Origin of the sequence: Pseudomonas sp. Leaf15, assembly GCF_001421425.1 — a bacterium.
GTDB lineage: Bacteria > Pseudomonadota > Gammaproteobacteria > Pseudomonadales > Pseudomonadaceae > Aquipseudomonas > Aquipseudomonas salomonii.
Genome location: NZ_LMKI01000032.1, coordinates 139,751 through 163,797 on the forward strand (window position 1 = coordinate 139,751; position 24,047 = coordinate 163,797).

General features: G+C 61.0%; 18 protein-coding genes. 5 read left to right on the plus strand and 13 right to left on the minus strand.

Going from position 1 to position 24,047, the window contains the following annotated elements; genetic code table 11:
* The first annotated feature begins 76 nt into the window (after positions 1 to 76).
* Positions 77 to 1,186, plus strand: coding sequence for an AGE family epimerase/isomerase (locus tag ASE80_RS20125; RefSeq protein ID WP_056860505.1), 1,110 nt, complete (start codon positions 77 to 79; stop codon positions 1,184 to 1,186).
* 344 nt (positions 1,187 to 1,530) lie between these two features.
* On the opposite strand, the gene ASE80_RS20130 is transcribed toward ASE80_RS20125, so the two are convergent.
* The 9 genes from ASE80_RS20130 to amaB form a co-directional block, all read right to left on the minus strand.
* Positions 1,531 to 2,436, minus strand: coding sequence for a cation diffusion facilitator family transporter (locus tag ASE80_RS20130; protein WP_056860506.1), 906 nt, complete (start codon positions 2,434 to 2,436; stop codon positions 1,531 to 1,533).
* A 197-nt stretch (positions 2,437 to 2,633) separates the two neighbouring features.
* Entirely contained in the window at positions 2,634 to 3,398 is a 765-nt protein-coding gene (locus ASE80_RS20135; protein WP_056860507.1) for an SDR family oxidoreductase, read from the minus strand.
* A gap of 801 nt (positions 3,399 to 4,199) precedes the next feature.
* A complete protein-coding gene (locus tag ASE80_RS20140) occupies positions 4,200 to 4,916 on the minus strand; it encodes an ABC transporter ATP-binding protein (protein ID WP_017136079.1) in 717 nt (238 codons plus the stop codon).
* Entirely contained in the window at positions 4,913 to 5,788 is an 876-nt protein-coding gene (locus ASE80_RS20145; RefSeq protein ID WP_017136078.1) for an ABC transporter ATP-binding protein, read from the minus strand. Before ASE80_RS20145 ends, ASE80_RS20140 begins: the two co-directional genes overlap by 4 nt.
* Positions 5,785 to 7,062, minus strand: a complete 1,278-nt coding sequence (gene livM / locus ASE80_RS20150) for a high-affinity branched-chain amino acid ABC transporter permease LivM (protein WP_056860508.1) — start codon at positions 7,060 to 7,062, stop codon at positions 5,785 to 5,787. The genes ASE80_RS20145 and livM overlap by 4 nt, the downstream gene beginning before the upstream one ends.
* 2 nt (positions 7,063 to 7,064) lie before the next feature.
* The gene (locus ASE80_RS20155) at positions 7,065 to 7,979 is read right to left on the minus strand and encodes an ABC transporter permease subunit (RefSeq protein ID WP_017136076.1); all 915 of its coding nucleotides are present in this window, start codon (positions 7,977 to 7,979) and stop codon (positions 7,065 to 7,067) included.
* Between the two features lie 201 nt (positions 7,980 to 8,180).
* Positions 8,181 to 9,317, minus strand: a complete 1,137-nt coding sequence (locus ASE80_RS20160) for a branched-chain amino acid ABC transporter substrate-binding protein (protein ID WP_056860509.1) — start codon at positions 9,315 to 9,317, stop codon at positions 8,181 to 8,183.
* Positions 9,318 to 9,691: 374 nt separating this feature from the next.
* Complete coding sequence (gene amaA, locus ASE80_RS20165) at positions 9,692 to 10,975, minus strand: L-pipecolate oxidase (RefSeq protein ID WP_056860510.1); 1,284 nt, start codon at positions 10,973 to 10,975, stop codon at positions 9,692 to 9,694.
* A gap of 155 nt (positions 10,976 to 11,130) precedes the next feature.
* The gene (amaB, locus tag ASE80_RS20170; protein ID WP_056860511.1) at positions 11,131 to 12,621 is read right to left on the minus strand and encodes an L-piperidine-6-carboxylate dehydrogenase; all 1,491 of its coding nucleotides are present in this window, start codon (positions 12,619 to 12,621) and stop codon (positions 11,131 to 11,133) included.
* Between the two features lie 153 nt (positions 12,622 to 12,774).
* Here amaB and ASE80_RS20175 point away from each other — a divergent pair, with 153 nt between their 5' ends.
* The 3 genes from ASE80_RS20175 to nadE all read left to right on the plus strand — a co-directional run bounded on the left by ASE80_RS20175 (position 12,775) and on the right by nadE (position 15,922).
* Positions 12,775 to 13,662 carry a LysR family transcriptional regulator gene (locus tag ASE80_RS20175; RefSeq protein ID WP_056860512.1) on the plus strand — a complete coding sequence of 296 codons (888 nt, stop codon included), beginning with the start codon at positions 12,775 to 12,777 and terminating at the stop codon, positions 13,660 to 13,662.
* A gap of 214 nt (positions 13,663 to 13,876) precedes the next feature.
* Positions 13,877 to 15,091: a nicotinate phosphoribosyltransferase gene (gene pncB, locus ASE80_RS20180; protein ID WP_017138441.1), complete on the plus strand. Its 1,215-nt coding sequence runs from the start codon at positions 13,877 to 13,879 to the stop codon at positions 15,089 to 15,091.
* Positions 15,092 to 15,094: 3 nt separating this feature from the next.
* A complete protein-coding gene (gene nadE, locus ASE80_RS20185; protein ID WP_017138442.1) occupies positions 15,095 to 15,922 on the plus strand; it encodes an ammonia-dependent NAD(+) synthetase in 828 nt (275 codons plus the stop codon).
* A gap of 135 nt (positions 15,923 to 16,057) precedes the next feature.
* Here nadE and azu read toward each other — a convergent pair whose 3' ends face one another.
* The gene (azu, locus tag ASE80_RS20190) at positions 16,058 to 16,504 is read right to left on the minus strand and encodes an azurin (protein ID WP_056860513.1); all 447 of its coding nucleotides are present in this window, start codon (positions 16,502 to 16,504) and stop codon (positions 16,058 to 16,060) included.
* 333 nt (positions 16,505 to 16,837) lie between these two features.
* Here azu and ASE80_RS20195 point away from each other — a divergent pair, with 333 nt between their 5' ends.
* A complete protein-coding gene (locus tag ASE80_RS20195; RefSeq protein ID WP_056860514.1) occupies positions 16,838 to 17,020 on the plus strand; it encodes a hypothetical protein in 183 nt (60 codons plus the stop codon).
* A gap of 46 nt (positions 17,021 to 17,066) precedes the next feature.
* Here the strand turns inward: ASE80_RS20195 and ASE80_RS20200 are convergent, their stop codons facing one another.
* The 3 genes from ASE80_RS20200 to ASE80_RS20210 form a co-directional block, all read right to left on the minus strand.
* Positions 17,067 to 17,957, minus strand: a complete 891-nt coding sequence (locus ASE80_RS20200) for a transglutaminase family protein (RefSeq protein WP_056860515.1) — start codon at positions 17,955 to 17,957, stop codon at positions 17,067 to 17,069.
* Entirely contained in the window at positions 17,957 to 20,443 is a 2,487-nt protein-coding gene (locus ASE80_RS20205; RefSeq protein ID WP_056860516.1) for a circularly permuted type 2 ATP-grasp protein, read from the minus strand. The genes ASE80_RS20200 and ASE80_RS20205 overlap by 1 nt, the downstream gene beginning before the upstream one ends.
* A 159-nt stretch (positions 20,444 to 20,602) precedes the next feature.
* Positions 20,603 to 23,893, minus strand: a complete 3,291-nt coding sequence (locus tag ASE80_RS20210; protein WP_056860517.1) for a transglutaminase family protein — start codon at positions 23,891 to 23,893, stop codon at positions 20,603 to 20,605.
* Positions 23,894 to 24,047 lie beyond the last annotated feature (154 nt).

Below are 24,047 nucleotides of genomic sequence, written 5' to 3' on the forward strand. Positions count from 1 at the left end.
GGCGGTGGCACAAACACCACAGAACTCAAGCCTGCTACCATGCGCGCCTACACCTCTGCCGTGACGACGCCAGCCGATGCCCATCGCTTCCCATCCTTCCTTGAATGCCGTGCTCACGCACTTCCACACCCTGATAGTGCCGCTGTGGCAAGGCCCGGGCTGGAACGCCGACTTGGCGCTGCCCTACGAGGCGCTGGGCGCCGATCACCAGCCATTGCCCGCGCAACGCTACCGCGCCATGGCCTGCGCCCGGCAGTTGTACCTGTTCGCCAGCCTGATCGGCGAGCCCGATGCAGCGTTTGCCGAAGAGCGTGCAGCGGCGCTGTTTCGCTCACTGCAACGGCACTTCCATGATGCCGAGCACGGTGGCTGGTTCTACAGCATCGACGCCCACGGCAAACCGCTGGACAAGCGCAAAGACCTCTACACCCACGCCTTCATCATCTTCGCCTGCGCCCACTATTGGGCCAAGGTACGCGAGCCGTTGGTGGAGTCGGTGCTCGATGCGGCCCTGGCCGTAGTCGCCGAACGTTTCGCCACTGGCGACGGCCTGTACGAAGCCGTATTGGAGCGCAACTGGTCATCCCTCAAGTCCGGCCCACTGCAAAACCCACTGATGCACCTGGCCGAAGGTTTCCTCGCCACCCTGGCCGTGCGTGAAGACGCGATCACCCAGGATGCGTTGCTGGACCTCGCCACCGCCCTGCAGAAGCGCTTCATCGACCGCCAGCACGGCGTGATGATGGAAAAACCGCTGGGTGCTGTGGATAACTGGTTTGAGCCGGGGCATCAATTCGAATGGTTCTTTTTGCTCGAATCGTCAGACGTGCTGCGCGGCACCCCCTTGCATGCCTCGCTGACGCGGGCGTTTGCCTATGCAGAGCTTAAGGGTGTGGATACATCAAGTGGCGCAGTCAGCGGCATGCTCGCCCTGGACGGCAGCGTGCGCGACGGCACGCAAAGGATTTGGGCCCAGGCTGAATACCTGCGGGCGCTGACCCTGCGGCCGGGCAGTGAGGCGGTGTTGCAGCGACAATTGCTGGCGCTGCAACAGCACTTTTTGCATGAGAACGGCTGGCATGAATGCCTGGATGTCAAGGGCGCGTTAAGCAGGCGGGATATGCCGTCGACTACGCCGTATCACTTGGCGACCTGCTATCAGGGCCTGATCCAGCATCTGGGTTGACCTTCAGTGCCTCATCGCAGCATAGGTATCTACACAACCGGTTAACACGAAGTCTGTGGCCAGTGGGCTGTTGTGGCGAGCAGGCTTGTCCTGCGTTGGGCTGCGAAGCAGCCCAACGCAGACACTGAGTTCTTTCAGGATAATTGCAGTGCCTTTACTGGGGCCGCTTCGCGGCCCAACGCAGGACAAGCCTGCTCGCCACAGGAGAAATTGGCTGCCTTCAGAAGTTGTGTAGATACCTATGCTCATCGCAGGCAAGCCAGCTCCCACACTTGACTGTATTCACACATCAAAATGTGGGAGCTGGCTTGCCTGCGATAGCCTCACCTCGGTCTAACTGACTGTCACGCAATCCACTTGCGATCCCCGGTAAAACTGATCGTCAACCAGCGCGCCGCATCCGGCGTACCCAACCCTGTGGATATCTCCTCGCGCAGCTCATCAAGCGTCGCCACGTTAGCCACCGGGTAATTGGCCGGCAACACCACATGAATCTCGATAAACCGCGCCCGCCCGTGCTTTTGCACGTACGAGACGTAGTCATCGAAACCATGCCTGGCCTGGGCCGCGTCCATCACTTCACGCACCTTGTCGTCCAGGTGGTCCGGGGCAATGCCCAGCACCTCGCGCAACGCCGGGCGCAGGATCTTGAACGCCGGCGCCAGCATGCTCAGGGCCAGCAGAATCAGGATCAATGGGTCGACATACACCGCCCACTCGCCATAGCCCTGGGACTTGAGCAACAGCGCGGCAAGAAAGCTGATCAGCAAGCCCACCGACAGCATCGCGTCCACCAGCCAACTGATGTTGTCGAACTGGATCAGTGAAGATTTCAGCGTGCGATTGCGATAGCGCACGTAAAAGAAGTAGGCGAACTCGACCACGGTAAACACCGCCGCGTAGACGATCACCAGCCCCAATTCGATTTCACGTCCGCCATTGATAATGCCGAACACGCCGTTGAGAAACGCGTAGATCGCGATCAGCAACAGGAAGCTGCCTTCGATCAGCAGCACCATCGGCTCCAGGTGCCAGTAGCCGAACTGGAAGCGCTCGTTGCTTTTCTTGGCGATCAGCTTGGCCGTGATCAGCATCAACACCTTGATGGCGGTGGCGATCAGCGAGAAAAAGCCGTCGAACAGAATGGATTGGGCGCCTGATATCACACCCGTGACAATCCCGGCGATCGCGACCGCGAACATCAGAATCGTCGATTGTTTGAGCAGTGCCTGCTCACCTCGGTTACTCACATTTCCTCCCGTCAAAACCTTTAAACCGCACAGTGCGGAGGGGTTTTCAGGCGTGGAGTGTACCTTATGTCCTGTTTTGGCCGATTTGCCGCCATCGCAGGCAAGCCAGCTCCCACATTCGGCCGCATTCTCATGCAGGAACTCGGTCAAGTGTGGGAGCTGGCTTGCCTGCGAAGGACGCAACGCGTTCTTAAGTCTTACTTGGCCCCACGCTCAATCGCAAACCCAGCCCAGGTCTGGCTCACTGGCATCAGCTCCAACCGGTTGATGTTCACGTGCGCCGGGGTATTCATCACCCAGAAGATCGTGTCGGCAATGTCCTGCGGCTGGATCGGCTCGGCACCGGCATAGGTCGCGTCATAACGCGCCTGGTCACCGCCGAAGCGCACCAGCGAGAACTCGCTCTCACACAGGCCCGGTTCGATGTTGGTCACACGCACGCCGGTGCCTTGCAGGTCGCAACGCAGGTTCAGCGAGAACTGCTTCACGAACGCCTTGGAGCCGCCATACACGTGGCTGCCCGGGTACGGGTAGTTACCGGCGATGGAACCCAGGTTGATGATGCCGGCGCCGCGGCCATGGGCGATCAGGCGCGGCAACAGCAGGTTGGTGGTGGTCAGCAGGCCTTTGATGTTGGTGTCGACCATGGTTTCCCAATCGTCGAGGCTGCACTTGGGCGCAGGGTCGGTGCCCACGGCCAGGCCGGCGTTGTTGATCAGCCCGCGCAGCTTGGCGAACGACGGCGGCAGGTTGGCGATGGCCTCTTCCATACCCTTGCGGTCACGCACGTCCACCACCAGGCCATGCACTTCGGTCTGCTTGGAAAGCTCTTCGACCAAGGCATTCAAACGCTCAGCACGACGGCCGGTAAGCACCAGTTTCCAGCCGGCGTCGGCAAAACGACGGGCGCAAGCTTCGCCGAAACCTGAGGTGGCGCCAGTAATAAACAGCGTGTCGGACATGGTGTTCTCCTTGCGGGCATCGGGAAAAAAAACAGCCAGCAGAATGCCCTTACGCCGCGATTGCGGCAACCGCTAAGCGCATAACTTCATGCACGGCTGGGTGTTTTTTGATCACATGACGCAAAGCCTTATAGAACGTGGCGTGCAGCCATATGCACGCAGGTTATCCACAACTGCGCCCACAGTCTTTGGGGGCAAGTGTAAAAAGCCCCAGGCCGCTCTATACAAGGCTTACAGACGGTTTCAGAAAGTTTTTTGCTTGACCTTGGCCGGGGCGTATGTAGCCCAATGGCAAGAGGGAAAATCCGAACGATGGCTCCAGGCCAGTCATTCCGGCCTCTGCGGCGGTCTTTCCAGAGTTTAGTCACAGAGTTATCCACAGGCTGATCCGACATAAATCAGTCATATACCTGTGTCTTTAAACAGGTTGACAAAGCCCTCGGCAGGCCAGCAAAAACCGGCTGATCAATAAACAACCACCACGCTGCAAGCCACGGTTTTAAAGGCTTGCAGCCAGCTACTCCCACGTTACCCACAGCCGGTTCCACAGCGGATGGGGACAAGTCAAAACTGTGACAAAACAGGGATTTGCGGCGGCTATATGTCGCGCTTTGGAGGTGGGCTGGATTTGTTTTCCACAATTTGGCGGGAGCACTGAAAACACCCCAAAAACACCTGTGGATGATCGTTCCCACGCTCCGCGTGGGAATGCAGCAAAGGACGCTCCGCGTCCCCAAGCGTGACGCGGAGCGTCACAAGAGGCATTCCCACGCAGAGCGTGGGAACGATCAGGGGCAGGGATCAATGCCCGCCGAGGTAGGCGTTGCGCACTTCCTCATTCACCAGCAATTCCTTGCCGGTGCCTGTCAGGCGAATCTCGCCGTTGACCATCACATAGGCCCGGTCCGACAGGCGCAGCGCGTGGTTGGCGTTCTGTTCCACCAGGAAGATAGTCATGCCGGTGGCCGCCAGCTCGCGCAGTGTGGAAAAGATCTGCTTCACCACAATGGGCGCCAGGCCCAGGCTCGGTTCGTCCAGCAACAGCAGTTTGGGCCGGCTCATCAGCGCGCGGGCGATGGCGAGCATTTGCTGCTCACCACCGGACATGGTCATAGCACGCTGAGTACGCCGCTCCTTAAGGCGCGGGAACAGCTCGAACATGCGCTGCATGTCTTCCTGCGCATACTTGTCACCAATCGGGATGGTGCCCATCAGCAGGTTTTCCTCGACGGTCATGTCGGGGAACACCCGCCGCCCTTCCGGCGACTGCGCAATGCCGTTGGAGGCGATGTAGTGGGACGACTTGTGGGTAATGTCGACGCCGTTGTACAGAATCTGCCCGGACTCGGCGCGCGGCTGGCCGAAAATCGACATCAGCAGCGTGGATTTACCCGCGCCGTTGGAACCGATCAGGCTTACGGTTTCGCCTTCGTTGATGTGCAGCGAGACTTTTTTGAGGGCCTGGATCGGGCCGTAAAACACGTCCAGGTCCTTCATTTCGAGGATAGGCGCACTCATACCAGCTCCTCTTCGTCTGCGCCCAGGTAGGCGGCGATCACTTTCGGGTCGTTGCGGATTGCATCCGGGCCGCCTTCGGCGATCACGTTGCCGTGGTCGAGCACCACGATGTGGTCGGAAATACTCATCACCATGCCCATGTCGTGTTCGATCAGCACCACTGTCAGGTCGTGTTCGTCGCGCAGCAGGCGAATCATCGCGCTGAGGGCTTCGGTTTCCTGCGGGTTGAGGCCGGCTGCCGGTTCGTCCAGGCAGATGATTTGCGGCCGCGTGCACATGGCGCGGGCGATTTCCAGGCGGCGTTGCTGCCCATAGGAAAGCTCACCGGCCAGGCGGTTGGCGCAATCCACCAGGTCCACCACTTCCAGCCAATAGAAGGCGTGGTCGAGGGCATCGCTTTCGGCCTTGCGGTAGCCCTTGGTGTTGAGGATGCCCGCCAGCATGTTGCGGTTGACCCACATGTGCTGGGCCACCAGCAGGTTTTCCAGCACCGACATTTCCTTGAACAGGCGAATGTTCTGGAAGGTCCGCGCCAACCCGGCGCGGTTGACCAGGTGGGTGCCGCCGAACATCTTGTAGTACACACGGCTGAAGAAGCTTTTAGGCGACACAAAGTCGACGGCCTTGAAGCGTTCGCCGAGCAACTGGATCACATTGGTCTGCTTGCCGCGAATGTTCAGTTCGATCTTGCCGCCGCTGGCTTTGTAGAAGCCGGTAAGGCAGTTGAAGACCGTGGTCTTGCCGGCGCCGTTGGGGCCGATCAGGGCGAAGATCGAGTTGCGTTTGACCTTGAGGCTCACGTCGCTCAAGGCCTTGATGCCACCGAAGTGCATCATCAGGTGTTCCACGGAGAGCACGACTTCCTTGCTCATGGCGCTACCCCCTTGCGTGGTGTCACACCGGTACGGCTGATGCGGATCAAGCCGCGCGGTCGCCAGATCATCATCACCACCATCAACACGCCAAACAGCAGCACACGGTACTCGGAGAAGCTGCGCAGCAACTCCGGCGCAACCGTCAATACGAACGCCGCGATCACCACGCCGACTGTCGAGCCCATGCCGCCCAATACCACGATGGCCAGAATCAGCGCCGATTCGAAGAAGGTAAACGACGACGGGTTGACGAAGCCCTGGTAGCTGGCGAAGAACACCCCGGCCAGGCCCGCAGTCGAGGCTCCGATAGTGAACGCCGAGAGCTTGACCAGCACATGGTTCAGGCCCATTGAACGGCAGGCGATTTCATCTTCGCGCAAGGCTTCCCAGGCGCGGCCGACCGGCATGCGGGTCAGGCGGTGCTTGATGTACAGCACGGCCAGCACCACCAGGAACAGCACGATGTAGATGAACATGAACTTGATGTTGGGGTTGTAATCGATGCCGAAGAACTCGTGGAACGGAATCCCGCCGTCCTTGGCCTTGCGCCCGAATTCCAGGCCGAGGAAGGTCGGTGAAGGCACTGGCATACCGTTGGGGCCGCCGGTGAACGACAGCCAGTTGTTGAGCACCAGGCGGATGATTTCACCGAAGCCCAGGGTCACGATGGCGAGATAATCGCCGTGCATTCGCAGCACCGGGAACCCGAGTATGCAGCCCGCCAGCGCGGCAGCGATGGCCGCCAGAGGCAACACACTCCAGAAGCCCAGGCCCAGGTATTGATAACCGAGCGCCAGGCCGTAGGCGCCGATGGCGTAGAACGCCACGTAACCCAGGTCGAGCAAGCCGGCCAGGCCCACCACGATGTTCAGGCCAAGGCCGAGCAACACGTAGATCAGCCCGAGGATCACCACGGTCAGCAGGTACTTGTTGGCGAAGATCGGGAACACGATGGCGATCACGATCAGGGCCGGAATGATCCAGCGCAGCCGCGATTTGTAGTCCGGCGGCAACACGTGCACGCCGGAGCCACTGCTCTCGAAGCCCTGCAGGATCTTGATGCCCTTGGGGGTTTGCAGGAACAGGCTCAAGGCGAAGCGCCCGACCATCACAATGGCGACCAACGTGGCCACCCGCGCAGGTTCCAGGTTGAAGCTGTAGCCGTCGAGCACCACGCCAACAATCGGGCCGAACACGATCAACGAAATCAGCCCGGCAAGGACCGTATCGACCACACTTTTCTTGATATCGATAGATTTGGCAGCAGACATGTTTACACCTTAGCCACGAGTGGGCGACCAAGCAGGCCCTGAGGACGGAAGATCAGAATCACCACCAGCAGGGAGAAGCTGAACACGTCTTTGTAGTCAGAGTTGATCAACCCCGAGAACAACGACTCGGAGATACCCAGGATGATCCCGCCCAACATCGCCCCAGGCAGGGAGCCGATGCCGCCGAGTACCGCTGCGGTAAATGCCTTGATGCCGATGATGAAGCCGGCATAGAAGTCGAAGGTGCCGTAGTTGAGGGTGATCAGCACGCCGGCCAGGGCGGCCATGGCGGCACCGATGACGAACACGTAGGAGATCACACGGTCGGTGTTGATGCCCAGGATCGAGGCCATCTTGCGGTCTTGCTGGGTGGCGCGGCACATGCGGCCGAGCTTGGTGTATTTGATGATGTAGGTCAGCAGGCCCATGCCAAGAAACGCGGCCACCAGGATAAACACCTTGGTGTAGGTCAACTGCACGAAGCCCGTGCCGATATCGACGCGCCAGGCGCCGGCCAGCAGGGTTGGAATACCTTGTTGTTTCGCGCCCTGAGCGATCTGCGCATAGTTTTGCAGGATCAGGGAAATACCGATGGCGCTGATCAGCGGTGCCAGTCGGGTGGAGTTGCGTAGCGGTTTGTAGGCGACACGCTCAATGACCCAACCGTACACGCCGGTGACGACCACGGTGAAGATCAAGGTGCCGAGAATGAGCAGCGGGAAGGATTCGATGCCGAAGTAAGCCAGCAGTGCCAGACTGATCGCCGCGAGGTAAGCGGAAATCATATAAACCTCGCCGTGGGCGAAGTTGATCATGCCAATGATGCCATAGACCATTGTGTAGCCGATGGCGATCAGGCCGTAGACCGACCCGAGGGTCAGGCCGTTGACCAGTTGCTGCAGGAAAATACCATCCATAACGCAATCTCACGCGGTGAGCACCTGCACACGGGAGGGTGCGCGGTGCTTCTGGAGGAAAAGACAGATATCGATCACGACACAGTCCCCCTGTGGGAGCGGGCTTGCTCGCGAATGCGGTGTGTCAGAAACACATTCAACGACTGACACTCCGCCTTCGCGAGCAAGCCCGCTCCCACATTGGTTCCGTGGTGCTTGTTCTTACTTCTGTTTTTCCAGCTGGTGGTATTTGCCGTCTTTATCCCACTGGTAAACCACGTAGTCGGAGATTTTCAGGTCGCCCTTGGTATCCCAGGCCTTTTCACCCATGACGGTTTTTACCGGGTGAGCCTTGAGCCACTTGGCGGCGTCTTCGCCCTTGTTGGACTTGGCGCCATTGAAGCCGGCGGCCAGGGCCTGGATCGAGGCGTAGGCGTACAGGGTGTAGCCTTCCGGCTCGGTGCCGTTTTTACGGAACTCTTCCACCACGGTTTTGCTGTCTGGCAGCAGGCGCGGGTCGGCGCCGAAAGTCATGTACACACCGTCCACGTATTGCTTGCCGCCAGCGGTGGCAACCAGTTCGTCGGTCACGACACCATCATCGGACATGAACTTGACGTCCTTGAGGCCGGCTTCACGGATTTGGCGAACCAGTGGACCGGCTTCCGGGTGCAGGCCGCCGAAGTACACGACATCAGCCCCGGTGGAGCGGATCTTGGTGACCAGGGCGCTGAAGTCTTTCTCGCCACGGGTCAGGCCTTCTTCCAGCACCGGCTTGACGCCGCGTTTGGTCAACTGGGCAGCGGTGGCGTCAGCCAGGCCTTTGCCGTAGGTGTCCTTGTCGTTGATCACCGCGACTTTCTTGCCCTTGAGCACGTCGACAATGTAGTCGCCGGCCACGATGCCTTGCTGATCGTCACGCCCGCACATGCGGAACACGGCGCCCAGGCCACGCTCGGTCACCTGTGGGTTGGTGGAACCCGGCGTGATCATGATGATGCCCGCTTCGTCGTACACCTCAGACGCCGGGATGGTGTTGGAGGAGCAGAAGTGCCCGACCACGCCGATCACTTTGTCCTGGTCGGCCAGGCGGTTGGCCACGGCCACGGCTTGCTTGGGCTCACAGGCATCGTCACCTGCCACCAGTTTGATCTGCTCGCCGTTGATGCCACCGGCCTTGTTGATCACATCGGCTGCCGCCTGGGCACCCTTCATGTACTGCTCACCGAAAGCTGCGTTGGCGCCCGTCATCGGGCCTGCCACGCCAATCTTCACATCAGCTTGAACAAACGCAGAAACACCCAACGCCGCTGCAACGGCGAGGGCCAGAAAACCTTTCTTGTAAAACGTCTGGGACATGAGTGGTGCTCCGAGGTTTTTGTTTATTGGCACTACGAATTCGCGTCAAACTTTCACAGGAAAGCCCAGAGCAAGGCGCGTGCCATTACTTTTTTATTCTTCAAAAAGACACGGTGTCATTGTTATTGCAGGCGTTTCGACTCCCTTTGCCAGTACGTGCAACCGTCTGGCATCGAAAGGTGCAACCAATGGATCCAAAAAGTACAACCCTGGCAGGTCGCACCTGCAACCGGATGCCTAAACGACAGTTCCTACAGCTGTAACAATGTGCGTAACGGAACTGCACATTTACAGTGCGTGATTGCTACGACTTGCACCAATACAGATTAGTAGCCTGCTAAGAAAATGCAGGCTTCTGACAGGTATTTCGCTGATCAGACCACAATCCGCAGGCATTGCCCGGCGTGATACAGCGAAAATCCGGCTTCATACAGGCAACTGCGCAGGCCCACCCCGGCCAGCGGTTGCATCGGCGCAAACGGAATCGGCAGCGCCTGTGGGTTCTGGTGACACAAGTAGTCGGCAAAGGCCTTGCCCACCACACTGCCAGTGGTCACGCCGCGCCCGTTATAACCGGTGACCGCGACCAGACCGGGTGCCGGCTCGAACAGGCGCATCAGGTGGTCCGGGGTAAAGGCGATGCAGCCGGTCCAGGTGCACTCCCACTGCACCGATTTGAGGTACGGGAAGTAATGTTGCTGCACCCGATCGGCCCACGCCTTGAGGAACCACGTCGGTTTCTGGTTGCCATTGCCCAGGCTGCCGAGTAACAAGCGGCCATCAGCGTCGCGGCGGATGCTGCTTAACACCTGGCGTGTGTCCCACGAGCCCTGCCCGCCGGGGAGGATCTGTTTGGCGGCGTCGTCCGTCAGCGGTGCCGAGGCGACCTGGTAGTAATAGCCGGGGAAAAAGTTGCGCCGCAGCTCGGTCCATTCACCTTCGGTATAGGCGTTGGAGGCGATCACCACTTGCGCCGCCTGCACTGAACCCTGGGTGGTCTGCACCGACCAGACTGCACCTTGGCGTTCAAGCTGAGTGACTGGCGAATGATCGAACAGTTGCCCGCCAAGCCCCACGGCGGCATTCGCCAGACCACTGGTGTAGGCCATTGGGTTCAAGGTGCCGGCACGCCGGTCCAGCAGGGCGGCGGCGATCTTTTTGGTGCCGGTGGCCTGTTCACACGCCTGGCCCGTGAGCAGCTCGACGGGGGCGCCACGGCGCTTCCATTGCTCTTCGCGACTGCGCAAATCCGCCTCGCCACGGGCGTTATGCGCCATGTGCAAGGTGCCCTCACGGCGCAGTTGGCAATCAATCTTGTATTTGTCGATCAGGCTGAACACCAGCGACGGTGCCGCGCCCAGCATGCGGTTGAGCTGACTGCCCACCGCCTCGCCAAAACCGGCTTCGATCTCGTCCGGCGGGATCCACATACCGGCGTTGACCAGCCCGACGTTACGCCCCGAACCGCCATGGCCGGTGCGATGAGCCTCCAGCACGGCGACGCTTTTGCCTTGTTCCAGCAAATGAATCGCGGCGGACAAGCCGGTGATACCGGCACCGATCACGCACACATCAACCTTGACCTCGCCCTTGAGCGCGGCGCGGTCCGGCCGGCCTGGGGTGAGTTGTTCCCATAAACATGTTTCGCGTAGTGCCATTGCCAGACTCCGATGAGACCCAACAAACAACCAGTGTTCTGAATTGCAAATGAGACCAAATGTGGGAGCTGGCTTGCCTGCGATAGCGGTGTATCAGTCACCACCGCTATCGCAGGCAAGCCAGCTCCCACACTGACCGCACTCCGACTTGAGGATTAGTCGAAGGTGATGCCCTGCGCCAAGGGCAGCTCCAACGAGTAGTTCACGGTATTGGTCTGGCGACGCATATACCCGCGCCACGCATCCGAACCCGACTCACGGCCGCCGCCGGTCTCTTTCTCGCCACCAAACGCGCCACCAATCTCCGCGCCGCTCGGGCCGATATTGACGTTGGCGATGCCGCAGTCACTGCCCACCGCCGACATGAACTGCTCGGCTTCACGCACGTCGGTGGTGAAGATGCACGACGACAGGCCTTGCGGCACGGCGTTGTTCAGGCGCAGCGCTTCGGTGAAGTCGGTGTAGCCGACCACATACAGAATCGGCGCAAAGGTTTCGGTGCATACCACGTCGCTTTGCTCGGGCATTTCCACGATCGCCGGCGACACGTAGTAGGCATTCGGGAACTTGTCTTCCAACTGGCGGTTGCCGCCAAACACCTTGCCGCCCTCGCTCAAGGCTTGCTCCAGGGCGTCCTGCATGTTCTCGAAGCCGTGCTTGTCGATCAGCGGGCCGATCAGGTTGCCTTCCAGCGGGTGGCCGATGCGCACTTTGGAATACGCGGCTTTGAGGCGGGTGACGATTTCTTCCTTGACCGATTCATGGGCGATCAAACGGCGCAAGGTGGTGCAACGCTGGCCGGCAGTGCCGACCGCGCTGAACAGGATGGCGCGCACGGCCATGTCCAGGTCGGCGCTTGGGCCGAGGATCATCGCGTTGTTGCCGCCCAGTTCAAGGATGCTGCGGGCGAAACGGGCGGCGACTTTCGGCGCCACTTCGCGGCCCATGCGGGTGCTGCCGGTGGCGCTGATCAGCGCAACGCGCGGGTCATCCACCAAGGCGGCACCGGCGTCACGGCCGCCGATGATCACTTGGCTGAGGTAGTCGGGGGCGCCGTCGAACTTCTTCAGTACGCGCTCGAACAATGCCTGGCAGGCCAGGGCGGTCAGCGGGGTCTTTTCCGAGGGTTTCCAGATCACCGCGTTGCCGCACACCAGCGCCAGCGTGGTGTTCCACGCCCACACGGCGACCGGAAAGTTGAAGGCACTGATCACGCCGACCACGCCCAGCGGGTGCCAGGTTTCACGCATGTGGTGGCCTGGGCGTTCGGAGGCGATGGTCAAACCGTACAACTGACGGGACAGGCCCACGGCGAAGTCGCAGATGTCGATCATCTCCTGCACTTCGCCCAGGCCTTCCTGGGTGATCTTGCCAGCCTCCCACGACACCAGCTCGCCCAGGTCGGCTTTATATTCGCGCAATACATCGCCGAACTGGCGCACCAGCTCGCCGCGACGCGGCGCCGGCACCTTGCGCCAGGCCTCGAATGCATGCTCGGCGCGACTGACCTGCTGCTCCACTTCAGCGGCACCTTCCCAGTGCACAGTGCCGATACGGCTGCCATCAATCGGCGAATGCACGGGCTGTTTACCCGACTGGTACAGCGCCGGGTTCACCCCGAGACGATCAAGCAATGCGGCAACCATGGGTCACTCCTTCAAACTCAAACAGAAAATTCGCGCCGCCACAGACACGGCGATCCAGACCTTATTTGTAGCTGGACCAAGACTTGCCAACAAACGACGATTAGGCGAGATATCATTCCGTTTACTCATGCAAAGAATAAAAAGAGGCGTGCCGTGCTGAACAAAAGACATTTGCCCTCGATCACCGCCCTGCAGTGTTTCGAAGCCGCCACCCGTCACCTGAGCTTCACCCGCGCTGCCGAGGAACTGAACCTCACGCAAAGCGCGGTGAGCAAGCAGGTGGCGCAGCTGGAAGAATTGCTGCAACACCTGTTGTTTCGCCGGGTACGCCGCCGCTTGCAGATGACCCCGGCGGGGGATCTGTACCTGGTGGAAGTGCGCAAGATACTCACGCAGGTGGAGATGTCCACCCACTACCTGCGCTCCTACGGCGGCGAAACCGAAGTGCTGCGCGTGTCCACGCCCTACACGTTCGGCGCGCGCTGGCTGGTGCCGCGCCTGAAAGGTTGGCGCCTGCGCCACCCGCAGATCCACCTGGACCTGTGCAACGAGCAGGCGCCGGACGAGTTGCTGCAAGGCAAGGCCGACATGGCCTTCTACTTCGGTCAGGGTTCACGGCCGGGCACCGAGAGCCTGAAACTGTTCAGCGAAGAGCTTGTACCGGTGTGTGCACCGGAAAGCCTGCCTGCGCAGCCGTTTACCGACCCCACGCAATTGAGCAACCTGGTGCTGCTGCAAAACGCCTCGCGGCCCCAGGGCTGGCATGATTGGTTCGCCAGCCAGGGCTACCAGACCGAGCACAGTTACCACGGGCCGCGGTTTGATACCTTTTATATGTGCATACGGGCGGCGCAGGTTGGCTGTGGCGTGGCTTTGTTGCCGCGCTTTTTGGTGGAAGAGGAGCTGGCCGAGGGCAAGCTGGTAATTCCCTGGCAGCATGCGATGCCCAGCCAGGATGCGTATTACATGGCGTATCCGGAGCATTCGGCGGAGGTGCCCAAGGTGCGTGAGTTTGTGAAGTGGATGATGGAGCAGGTTTAGGTCTTTTTGGGCTGCACCACCGCTATCGCAGGCAAGCCAGCTCCCACCTTTGGAATGCATTTCAAGTGTGGCAGCTGGCTTGCCTGCAATGAGGCCAGTGGCCGCACTGAAAAAATCACTGGCAAATCCCCACAGGTCTATGCGCCACTAGCACCCTTCCTTAATTGTGCGTAAAGGCCGGCGCCCATCGCCGACCCGTCTGGAGATTCCCGTTATGAGCGAGAGTGTGTTTGCCGATCGCATCGTGCAGAACTTGCTCGACACCGACTTCTACAAGCTGACCATGATGCAGGCGGTGCTGCACAACTACCCGAACGTGGAAGTTGAATGGGAGTTTCGTTGCCGCAACAGTGAAGACCTGCGCCCGTACCTGGCGGAAATCCGCTACCAGATCGAACGCCTCGCGGAGCTGAGCCTGAGCCCGGACCAGCTGGGTTTCCTGGAACGCATCAGCTTTATGAAGCCGGACTTCCTGCGCTTTCTGGGGCTGTTTCGCTTCAACCTGCGCTACGTGCAAACCGGCATCGAAAACGGCGAGCTGTTTATCCGCCTGCGCGGGCCGTGGCTGCATGTGATCCTGTTTGAAGTGCCGATGCTGGCCATCGTCAGCGAAGTGCGTAACCGCTATCGCTACCAGACAGTCATCCTCGAACAGGCCCGCGAACAGCTGTACCGCAAGTTCGACTGGCTGTCCGCCAATGCCAGCAGCGAAGAGCTCTCGGAGCTGCAAGTCGCCGATTTCGGCACCCGCCGGCGCTTCTCGTACCGCGTGCAGGAAGAAGTGGTCAGCGTGCTCAAGCACGATTTCCCCGGGCGTTTTGTCGGCACCAGCAACGTGCACCTGGCCCGGGAGTTCGACATGAAACCCCTGGGCACCATGGCCCACGAATGGATCATGGCCCACCAGCAACTCGGCCCGCGCCTGATCGACAGCCAGATCGCCGCCCTCGATTGCTGGGTACGCGAATACCGTGGCCTGCTGGGCATCGCGCTGACCGACTGCATCACCACCGACGCGTTCCTGGGCGATTTCGACCTGTACTTCGCCAAGCTCTTCGACGGCCTGCGCCACGACTCCGGTGACCCGATTCAATGGGCCGAAAAAGCCATCGCCCACTACCACAAGCTCGGTATCGAGCCGATGAGCAAGACCCTGGTGTTCTCCGACAGCCTGACGCTGCCCAAGGCCCTGGAGATTTTCCGCGCATTGCGCGGTCGCATTAATGTCAGCTTCGGTATCGGCACCAACCTGACCTGTGACATTCCGGGTGTTGAACCGATGAGCATCGTGCTTAAAATGACTGCCTGTAATGGCCAGCCCGTTGCGAAAATTTCCGATGAAGCGGGCAAGACCCACTGCACCGATCCGAATTTTGTCGCCTATTTGCGCCACGTTTTCAAAGTACCTGCCCTTTCCAGCAAGGAGTGAATCATGCAAGCCGTACAGCGTGAGATTGCGCAGCAGCTCAAGGTCCAAGCACCGTTCAACGACCAGGCCGCCCTTGAGGCCGAAGTGGCGCGCCGCGTAGGGTTTATCCAGGGCTGCCTGCGCAATTCCGGGCTCAAGAGCTTGGTGCTGGGCATCAGCGGCGGTGTCGACTCCCTGACCGCCGGCCTGCTGGCCCAGCGTGCAATGAAAGAACTGCGCGCCAGCACAGGTGATGAAGCCTACCGTTTTATCGCGGTGCGCCTGCCTTACGAAACCCAGTTCGACGAACACGACGCCCAGGCGTCGGTGGACTTTATCGACCCGGACGAACGCCACACCGTGAACATCGGCCCCGCGGTGAAATCCCTGGCCAATGAAGTGGCGGCGTTTGAAGGCAAGGCGGCGGTTTCTCGTGATTTCGTGCTGGGCAACACCAAGGCGCGCATGCGCATGGTGGCGCAGTACACCATCGCCGGCGCGGCCGGTGGCCTGGTGATCGGTACCGACCATGCAGCGGAAGCGGTGATGGGCTTTTTCACCAAGTTCGGTGACGGTGCCTGCGACCTGGCGCCGCTGAGCGGATTGGTGAAGAACCAGGTGCGTGCGATTGCGCGGCACTTTGGTGCGCCGGAGTCGCTGGTCGAGAAGATCCCGACTGCCGACCTTGAAGACCTGTCGCCGGGCAAACCGGACGAAGCGTCACACGGCGTGACCTACGCCGAGATTGATGCGTTCCTGCACGGCGAGCCGGTGCGTGAGGAAGCGTTCAAGATTATCTGCGACACCTATCGCAAGACTGAGCACAAGCGGGTCATGCCCTTCGCGCCGTGAGGTAGCCTGTTAGTCCAGCGGTGTTTGTTAGATTGCAATCGCAGGCAAGCCAGCTCCCACACTTGACCGTTTTCCAACAAGGGAATGCGGTCGAATGTGGGAGCTGGCTTGCCTGCGATGAACGCTAACGCGGTGTTACTTAACGACCACAGTGCCTTTCATCATCGAGATGTGGCCCGGGAACGAGCAGAAGAACGCGTAATCCGTACCCGCCGCCAGTTTCGACACATCGAAGGTCACCGAATCTTTCTCGCCAGCACCGATGATCTTGGTGTGGGCAATAATGCGAGTGTCGCCGTCTTTGAGGTAGTTCTTGTCGATACTGGCAGCCATGCCGTCGCTGGCAACGCCAGGCATGTCGGCGGCGGAACTCAGTACCCAGTTATGGCCCATGACGTTTTTCGGCAAGCTGCCGGAGTGCTCAAGGTTCACGGTGAACGTCTTGCAGCTCTTGTCGATGGTGATTTCTTTGGTGTTGAAGGACATCTGGTCGGTGGAATCAACAGTGACCGCGCACTCTGCAGCAAGCAACTGGCCGCTCGCCAGTGTCAGCAGGGAAACAGCAACGATTTTGGCAAACATGTGAATCTCCAAGGCAGGGTTTAAAAAACGCGAATTGCGACTAGGGTGCCCCAAGCAGGCTGAAATTCTTATGATCTGAATCAACAGATTGTATACAACTTTAGGCTATCAGACTGATCAACACAATCTACCAGCCAAACAACAGCCACCCGCCTATGATCGCTCCATCACCCACCGGAGCGTCTGCCATGCACTTCAATCAATTCTTAAACGGCCTGTTGGCCGCGTATGCCTGCGGTAAGTGAAGGCCAATCGCGCTGCTAAGCTGCTACCATAGCGACCCAAGGCAGCTGCGCGCCGCCCACCCTCACCTTCGACCCTAGAGGATCGCCCATGGCCAAACCTAATTATTCCTTCGCCAAACGTCAGAGAGACTTGGCCAAGGAGCAGAAGAAAGAGGAAAAGCTGCAACGCAAGAAAGTCGCTGCAGATGAAGAAGCAGGCGCACTGAACCCGGATGCTGAAGGTGAAGTGGCTGCTGATGACACCGAGACACCGAAAGACCCGGCTGAATAAATTTTGTTGGGGTGAGCAGGCCCTCCCTGCTCACCACAACCCACTGTTACTCCAGCGGCATCACCGTCACCCGCACCTCCGGGTCATGGCTCCCTCCTCCCAGAATCACCCCACGCAACGGCGACACATCAGAGAAATCACGGCCCCAGGCCAGGGTGATGTGCTCGAGTGCCGGCTGCACGTTATTCGTCGGATCAAAATCCACCCAGCCCGCCACCGGGCAAAACACCGAGACCCACGCATGGGATGCATCGGCGCCGATCAGCCGTGGCTGGCCGGGCGGTGGCTGGGTCAGCAGGTAGCCGCTGATGTAACGCGCGGCCAGGCCCCGCGAGCGCAGGCACGCGAGCATCAGGTGAGCAAAGTCCTGGCACACGCCGCGTCGGCGCTCCAGCACTTCCACCAAGGGCGTGGCGACCTGAGTGGCTTCGGCATCGAAGGTGAATTCGCTGAAGATTTTCTGCATCAGGGCCTGCACGCCCAGCAGCAAGGGCACGCCTGGCGGGAAGCAGCTTTCGGAGAACTCGACGAAGGTATTTTTCAAATGCACGTAGGGCGACTCGAAGCGATAACGGCAGGCTTCAAGCATCTCAGACGACAGCACCTGGCTGCTGTAGGTCAGGCTGTCGCGGGTCTGGTCCCAGGCCGGCGACTGCTGAAAATCCAGCGTTGGCCGAGCCAGTACTTCCACGGTCAACCCGGCATTGACCAGCAATTCATCATGGGGCCGTTCGAACGCCAGCCGGGTGATCGGGTTGCCGAATACGTCCAGCTCATCACGGCGCGACGACGGCTGCGGGCTGATATCCAATTGCTGGGAACTGCAGCGCTGCCACGCGCACGGCCGCGGCCACAGGTGCGCCAACTGCTGGGCCAGGGACACCGGGCTGTCGTAGTGGTAATGGGTATCGTGAAAAATCTGGTAGCGCGCACTCATCACACCGACACCGTTTGCTGGCTGACATCATCCACATGGGCAAAGTGACGCAACGCCAGGCGATCCGACACTTGCCCGCTCTCATCGGCGACCGCTTGCAGCAGGTCCGCCAGGCCGTCCAACGCGGCGCGCACGCTGGATTCTCCGAACAGCGGGTTCTCCAGGCAGCCCAGGTCGAAACGCGACAGGCGTTCCACCAACGGCGCCAGGCCGGTTTCCCGTGGCACCCCAAAGTCATCATTGAGACGCCGCAGGGTGCGGCTGACCAGCTTCAACTGGAACAGCACCGCGTGCGGGTTCTGTTCATCGAGCAGCAACAAGTCGAGCACCGGGATCAGTTGCGGCACTGCCAGGTAACGCGAGCGATAGGTGATGCTGCTGTTGCCCAGCTCCAGCAGCCATTCCAGCCCGGCCTGATCAAACACCGCCACGCCCCGCAGGAACGCGGCGAGGCTGCTGCTCAGAAATTGCAGGCGCTCGATACGCCGGCCCATCATCAAAAAGCGCCAGCCTTCGTCGCGGGTCATGTCGTCCAGGGCGAAGCCGGACAAGGCCGCCAGGGACATCACCAGCCGGTTGAGAAAGTCCAGCAACTCGCCAAAATCCGGGGTCTCGCTTTCCAGCTCCAGGGCTTCACGCTGCAACTCCACCAGCGCTTGCCAGTTCTCGCGGGACAACTTGCCGCGCACCTGGGACGCCGCCCACTGCAAGCGTTGCAGGTTGGCGCGCAGGCTCGACGGCCAGTCATCGCCAAGCAAAGCGGCAAGCAGGCGCTCGGGCAACTCGCCCTCCTCCGGCAACAAGCGCAAGGTCTCGCCCAGCTCGACAGCGGCCTGCAAGGCTTGCGGGTCGTCGCCATCGACATAGCGCGCCAGCACAATGCGCAGCCAGCGCGCACTGTCATCACAGCGTTCGCAGTAACGGCCAAACCAGAACAGGTTTTCCACCACGCGCGACGGCAGGTAAGGGTCGCGCCGTACCAGGTCATGTACGCCAATCGCCCGTTGCGCACGCCAAAGCTCGCCGCCGACAGCGCGGTCACCCAGTACCCAAGTGTCTTTGCTCGCGCCACCGCGCTGCATCGACACCACTTCGGCATCCGCCTCGGCCGCCACGCGAGTCAGGCCGCCGGGCAGTACACGGTAGCCGTCAGCGCTGGCCACCGCGTACACACGCATGCCGATGGCGCGGTGTTGCAGATGGTCGTCTACGGTGTGCCACACCGGCGCCTGGGACAGTTGCGCCAGCTCCTGGGCCACATAGGCGTAAGGCCGCGCACGCATGCGCTCGGCCAGGGCCAGGCGTTGTTCTTCGTTCAAATCGCGGCCGAATACCGGTGCGAAACTTTGCGACGGAAAAGCCGGCTTGATCAGCAATTCCGGCAGCTTGTCCAAGGCTTCGGCCAGCACCGGCGCCTCGCCGCACCACCAGGTGGCGATGGACGGCAGGATCAGTTCCTCACCAAACAGAAACTCGTTGATCTTCGGCAGAAAGCCGAGCAAACCGGGCGACTCCAGCACGCCGCTGCCCAAGGCATTGGCCACCAGCACATTGCCCTGACGCACCGCATCCAGCAGGCCGGGCACGCCCAGGGCCGAGTCGGTGCGCAGCTCCAGCGGGTCGCAGAAATCGTCGTCCAGACGCCGCATGATCGCGTGCACCCGGCGCAGGCCGCTGAGGGTTTTGAGGAACACCGTACTGTCGCGCACCGTGAGGTCGCCGCCCTCAACCAGCGGGTAGCCAAGCTGGCGTGCGAGGTAGAGGTGTTCGAAATAGCTTTCGTTGAAACGCCCCGGTGTGAGCAGCACGATCAGCGGCGGCTGGTCATCACCGGGCGCCTGACGGGCCAGGGTTTCCTGGAGCGTGCGGAAAAAACCGGTGAGGTGCTGCACCTGCAAATCACGGTACAGGTCCGGGAATGCACGGGACACGATGGTGCGGTTTTCCAGCGCGTAACCTGCGCCCGATGGCGCCTGGGTACGGTCGGCGGTGACCCACCAGCGGCCATCCGGCGTGCGCGCCAGGTCCACGGCGTACAGGTGCAGAAACGCGCCGTCCGGCGGTTGAATGCCCTGGCACGGCCACAGGAAGTTGTTGTGCCCAAACACCAGTTCGGCCGGCAACAGGCCCTCTTTGATCAGGCGCTGCGGGCCGTACAGGTCGGCCAGCACGGCATTGAGCAAGCGCGCACGCTGGGCGATACCGGCCGACAGGTGCTGCCACTCATCGGCGGCCAGCACGTGGGGCAGTAAATCCAGCTCCCACGGGCGATCGGCGCCCTTGGGGTCGGCGTAGACGTTGTAAGTCACGCCGTTTTCCTGGATCTGCCGCGTCAGCAACGCCTGGCGCTGGGCCAGTTGCACAGGCGTACTGCGTTGCAGGTGATCGAGCAGGCGCTGCCAATGGGCGCGCACCGCGCCACTGTCGTCGAGCAGTTCGTGATAGGTGCCCGCGGTGAGCGGGTAACGGTCGAGCAAGTCGGACATGGAACGCTCGGCAGAGGCAAGGGGGCTCAGATTAACTCAAATTCAACGCGATCTTGTGTGGGAGCTGGCTTGCCTGCGATAGCGGTTTTCCTGCCACCTGATTGGCTGGCTGGTACACCGCTATCGCAGGCAAGCCAGCTCCCACATTTTAGATCTCATTTAGTCTTTTTTATTGGGGAAACGCCGCAAATCCAGGGTCATCGGCAGTTCATCGTTAATCACCAAAGGCGGCACCGGCAGCTTGCCAGGGCTATGTCCCAAGCGGAAAAACCGCGCCATGCGCCGGCTCTCGGCCTCATTGGCATTCACCGGCAAGCTGTCGTAATTGCGCCCACCCGGATGCGCGACATGGTATTGGCAGCCGCCCAGCGAGCGTTGCATCCAGGTGTCGAGCACATCGAACACCAACGGCGCATGCACCGCGATGGTCGGTTGCAAACAGTTGGCCGGTTGCCAGGCGCGATAACGCACACCGGCGACAAACTCGCCAATACGCCCGGTCGGCTGCAACGGCACCGGGATGCCGTTGCAGGTCAGCAGATAACGTTGCGGCGCCAGGCCGCTCAACTTCACCTGCAAGCGTTCCAGGGATGAATCCACGTAACGCACCGTGCCACCCACGGCGCCCTCTTCGCCCAGCACGTGCCAAGGCTCCAGGGCCTGACGCAGTTCCAGTTCGATGCCGCTGACGGCGTAGTCGCCGACCTTGGGGAAACGGAACTCCAGGTGCGCGGCAAACCATTCGGCCCGCAGCGGGTAACCGGCGGCGTTGAACTCGACGATCACATCGGCAAAATCCTGCTCGATAAAGTGCGGCAGCAAAAAGCGATCGTGCAGCTCAGTGCCCCAGCGCGCCAGTTTTGCTGGTGCATACGGCTCACGCCAGAAGCGCGCGACCAAAGCGCGCAACAACAATTGCTGGGTGAGGCTCATGCGCGCATGGGGCGGCATTTCAAACGCACGCAGTTCCAACAGGCCCAGGCGGCCGGTGGCGCCATCGGGCGAGTAGAGTTTGTCGATACAGAATTCGGCGCGGTGGGTGTTGCCGGTCACGTCGATCAGCAGGTTGCGCAACAGCCGGTCGACCAGCCACGGCGGGCATTCCTCGCCAGGCTCGGGCATTTGCGCGAAGGCGATTTCCAGCTCGTACAGCGCATCGTTACGCGCTTCATCCACCCGTGGCGCCTGGGAGGTCGGGCCAATAAACAGCCCGGAAAACAGGTACGACAAGGACGGATGGTTATGCCAGTAGCTGATCAGGCTGCGCAGCAAATCCGGGCGGCGCAGGAACGGCGAGTCTTTCGGCGTCGCGCCGCCCAGCACAAAGTGGTTACCACCGCCGGTGCCGGTGTGGCGCCCGTCGATCATGAACTTCTCGGTGGTCAGGCGGGTTTGCCGCGCCTCTTCATAGAGGAACTCGGTGCGCTCCACCAGCTCATCCCAGGTGGCGGACGGCTGCACATTGACCTCGATCACACCGGGGTCGGGCGTGACCCGGAAGTTGCTCAAGCGTGTATCGAACGGCGGTTCGTAGCCTTCCAGCAATACCGGGCAATGCAGCTCTTCGGCGGTGGCTTCGATGGCGGCCACCAACTCCAGGTAATCTTCGACGCGTTCCAGCGGCGGCATAAACAGGTACAAACGCCCTTCCCGCGCTTCGGCACACAAAGCGGTGCGGGTCAGCCAGTCGGCGGATTCGTCGACCTTGGGCACGCGCTCGTCGCTCGGCGCAGGCGTGCCATGGCTGTGCAGTTGCGCGGTGGTCGGCAGCTCCGGCTGATCCTGATTCGGGTCGGTGGGATGCACAAACGGATACTCCGCCGCCGTCACCCATGGCTGCGAGGCCAATGGCAGGCGGTAACCCAGCGGCGAGTCGCCCGGCACCAGACGGCAGTGGTTGTCACGCAGGTACCAGCGCCCGCTCTGCCAGCGGTCATTGGCTGGCGTGCGCGCCAGCGGCAGCACTTGGCCGATGACTTTATCCAGGCCCTGGCTGAACACTTTGCGCAGGCGCTCGCGCTCCAGGTCATCACTCAGGCGCGGGTCCTGGGCGGTGACGTTTTGCGGCAGCGCACCTTCGCGCCACAGGTAGTAGAAGTTGTCTTCGAAGGCCGGGAACACAAAGCGTGCCGGCAGTTTAAGGCGTTCGGCGACACTGGCGAGGAAACGCCCGGCCATCGCGCCATCGGCGCCGTAGTCCTGTTGCTCATCGGCGATCAACGCACTGTTATGCCAGATCGGCACGCCATCGCGGCGCCAGTAGCAATTGAGCGACCAGCGCGGCAGTTGCTCGCCGGGGTACCACTTGCCCTGACCGAAATGCACCAGGCCTTTGGGCGCGTAGTGCGCGCGCATGCGCTGGAACAGCTCGGCGGACAGGCGGCGCTTGTCCGGCCCAAGGGCCGCCGTGTTCCACTCGGCACCGTCGGGATCGTCGATGGACACGAAGGTCGGTTCGCCGCCCATGGTCAGGCGAACGTCATCCTTGAGCAGGTCGGCGTCGATCTGCCGGCCCAACGCCTGGATCGCCAGCCATTGCTCTTCGGTGTAGGGCTTGGTGACGCGCGGCGCTTCCCAAATGCGCTCCACCGACATTTCGTGGGTAAATTCGCACTCGCAGGGTTCCACCAGCCCGCTGATAGGCGCAGCGGACGAAGGATCAGGGCTACAGGCCAATGGGATATGCCCTTCACCGGCGAACAGCCCGGAGGTGGCGTCCAGGCCGATCCAGCCTGCGCCGGGCAAATACACCTCGCACCAGGCGTGCAGGTCGGTGAAGTCGACTTCGGTGCCGGACGGGCCATCAAGGGCTTTGACGTCGGCGGTGAGCTGGATCAAGTAGCCCGACACAAACCGCGCCGCCAGCCCCAGGTTGCGCAGCAATTGCACCAGCAGCCAGGCGGAATCACGGCAGGAGCCGGATGCGGCGCCCAAGGTGAATTCCGGCGTTTGTACGCCCGGTTCCATACGGATCAGGTAACCGATGTCCGCCGCCAGGCGCTGATTGAGCCCGACCAGAAAATCCACCGCCGGCAGCGGCGTGCGGTCGATGCCGGCCAGATAGGCGGCAAACTTTGGCGTCAGCGGCAAGGTTTCCAGGTACGGCGCCAACTCGCGCTGCTCATCGGCGGCGTAGCTGAAGGGGATTTTTTCGGCGTAGGGCTCGAGGAAAAAGTCGAACGGGTTGAATACCGCCATCTCGGCGACGAGGTCGACCTCAATGCGCAGTTCGTCGGTCTTTTCCGGGAATACCAGGCGCGCCAGGTAATTGCCCTGCGGGTCTTGCTGCCAATTGATGAAGTGCTGCTCGGGCAGCACTTTGAGTGCATAGGACAAGATCCGCGTACGGCTATGGGCAGCCGGGCGCAAGCGCACGATCTGTGGGCCGAGTTCGACAGCGCGGTCGTAGCGGTAATGCGTAACGTGGTGCAACGCGACATGAATCGACACGGCGGCCTCCTGCGAGCCAGGGCATGAGCACAAAGCGCGCAAGACTTATGCCAGAGCGGCCGTCATTGCGCTTTATCGTAAGACCCGGTGCAGTACAGCACCAAAACGGCGCCAACGGGGGTGCCGTGGTGCAAGGCTCGCACATATTTGTGGC

Bases quoted from the DNA above. Each gene is read 5' to 3' on its own strand.
- ASE80_RS20200 (WP_056860515.1), bottom strand. From the start codon at position 17,957: ATGAGTGCGCGCTACCAGATTTTTCACGATACCCATTACCACTACGAC.
- ASE80_RS20140 (WP_017136079.1), bottom strand. From the start codon at position 4,916: ATGAGTGCGCCTATCCTCGAAATGAAGGACCTGGACGTGTTTTACGGC.
- pncB (WP_017138441.1), top strand. From the start codon at position 13,877: ATGAGCGAGAGTGTGTTTGCCGATCGCATCGTGCAGAACTTGCTCGAC.
- ASE80_RS20145 (WP_017136078.1), bottom strand. From the start codon at position 5,788: ATGAGCAAGGAAGTCGTGCTCTCCGTGGAACACCTGATGATGCACTTC.
- nadE (WP_017138442.1), top strand. From the start codon at position 15,095: ATGCAAGCCGTACAGCGTGAGATTGCGCAGCAGCTCAAGGTCCAAGCA.
- ASE80_RS20205 (WP_056860516.1), bottom strand. From the start codon at position 20,443: ATGTCCGACTTGCTCGACCGTTACCCGCTCACCGCGGGCACCTATCAC.
- ASE80_RS20125 (WP_056860505.1), top strand. From the start codon at position 77: ATGCCCATCGCTTCCCATCCTTCCTTGAATGCCGTGCTCACGCACTTC.
- ASE80_RS20135 (WP_056860507.1), bottom strand. From the start codon at position 3,398: ATGTCCGACACGCTGTTTATTACTGGCGCCACCTCAGGTTTCGGCGAA.
- ASE80_RS20155 (WP_017136076.1), bottom strand. From the start codon at position 7,979: ATGGATGGTATTTTCCTGCAGCAACTGGTCAACGGCCTGACCCTCGGG.
- azu (WP_056860513.1), bottom strand. From the start codon at position 16,504: ATGTTTGCCAAAATCGTTGCTGTTTCCCTGCTGACACTGGCGAGCGGC.
- livM (WP_056860508.1), bottom strand. From the start codon at position 7,062: ATGTCTGCTGCCAAATCTATCGATATCAAGAAAAGTGTGGTCGATACG.
- amaA (WP_056860510.1), bottom strand. From the start codon at position 10,975: ATGGCACTACGCGAAACATGTTTATGGGAACAACTCACCCCAGGCCGG.
- ASE80_RS20160 (WP_056860509.1), bottom strand. From the start codon at position 9,317: ATGTCCCAGACGTTTTACAAGAAAGGTTTTCTGGCCCTCGCCGTTGCA.
- ASE80_RS20195 (WP_056860514.1), top strand. From the start codon at position 16,838: ATGGCCAAACCTAATTATTCCTTCGCCAAACGTCAGAGAGACTTGGCC.
- amaB (WP_056860511.1), bottom strand. From the start codon at position 12,621: ATGGTTGCCGCATTGCTTGATCGTCTCGGGGTGAACCCGGCGCTGTAC.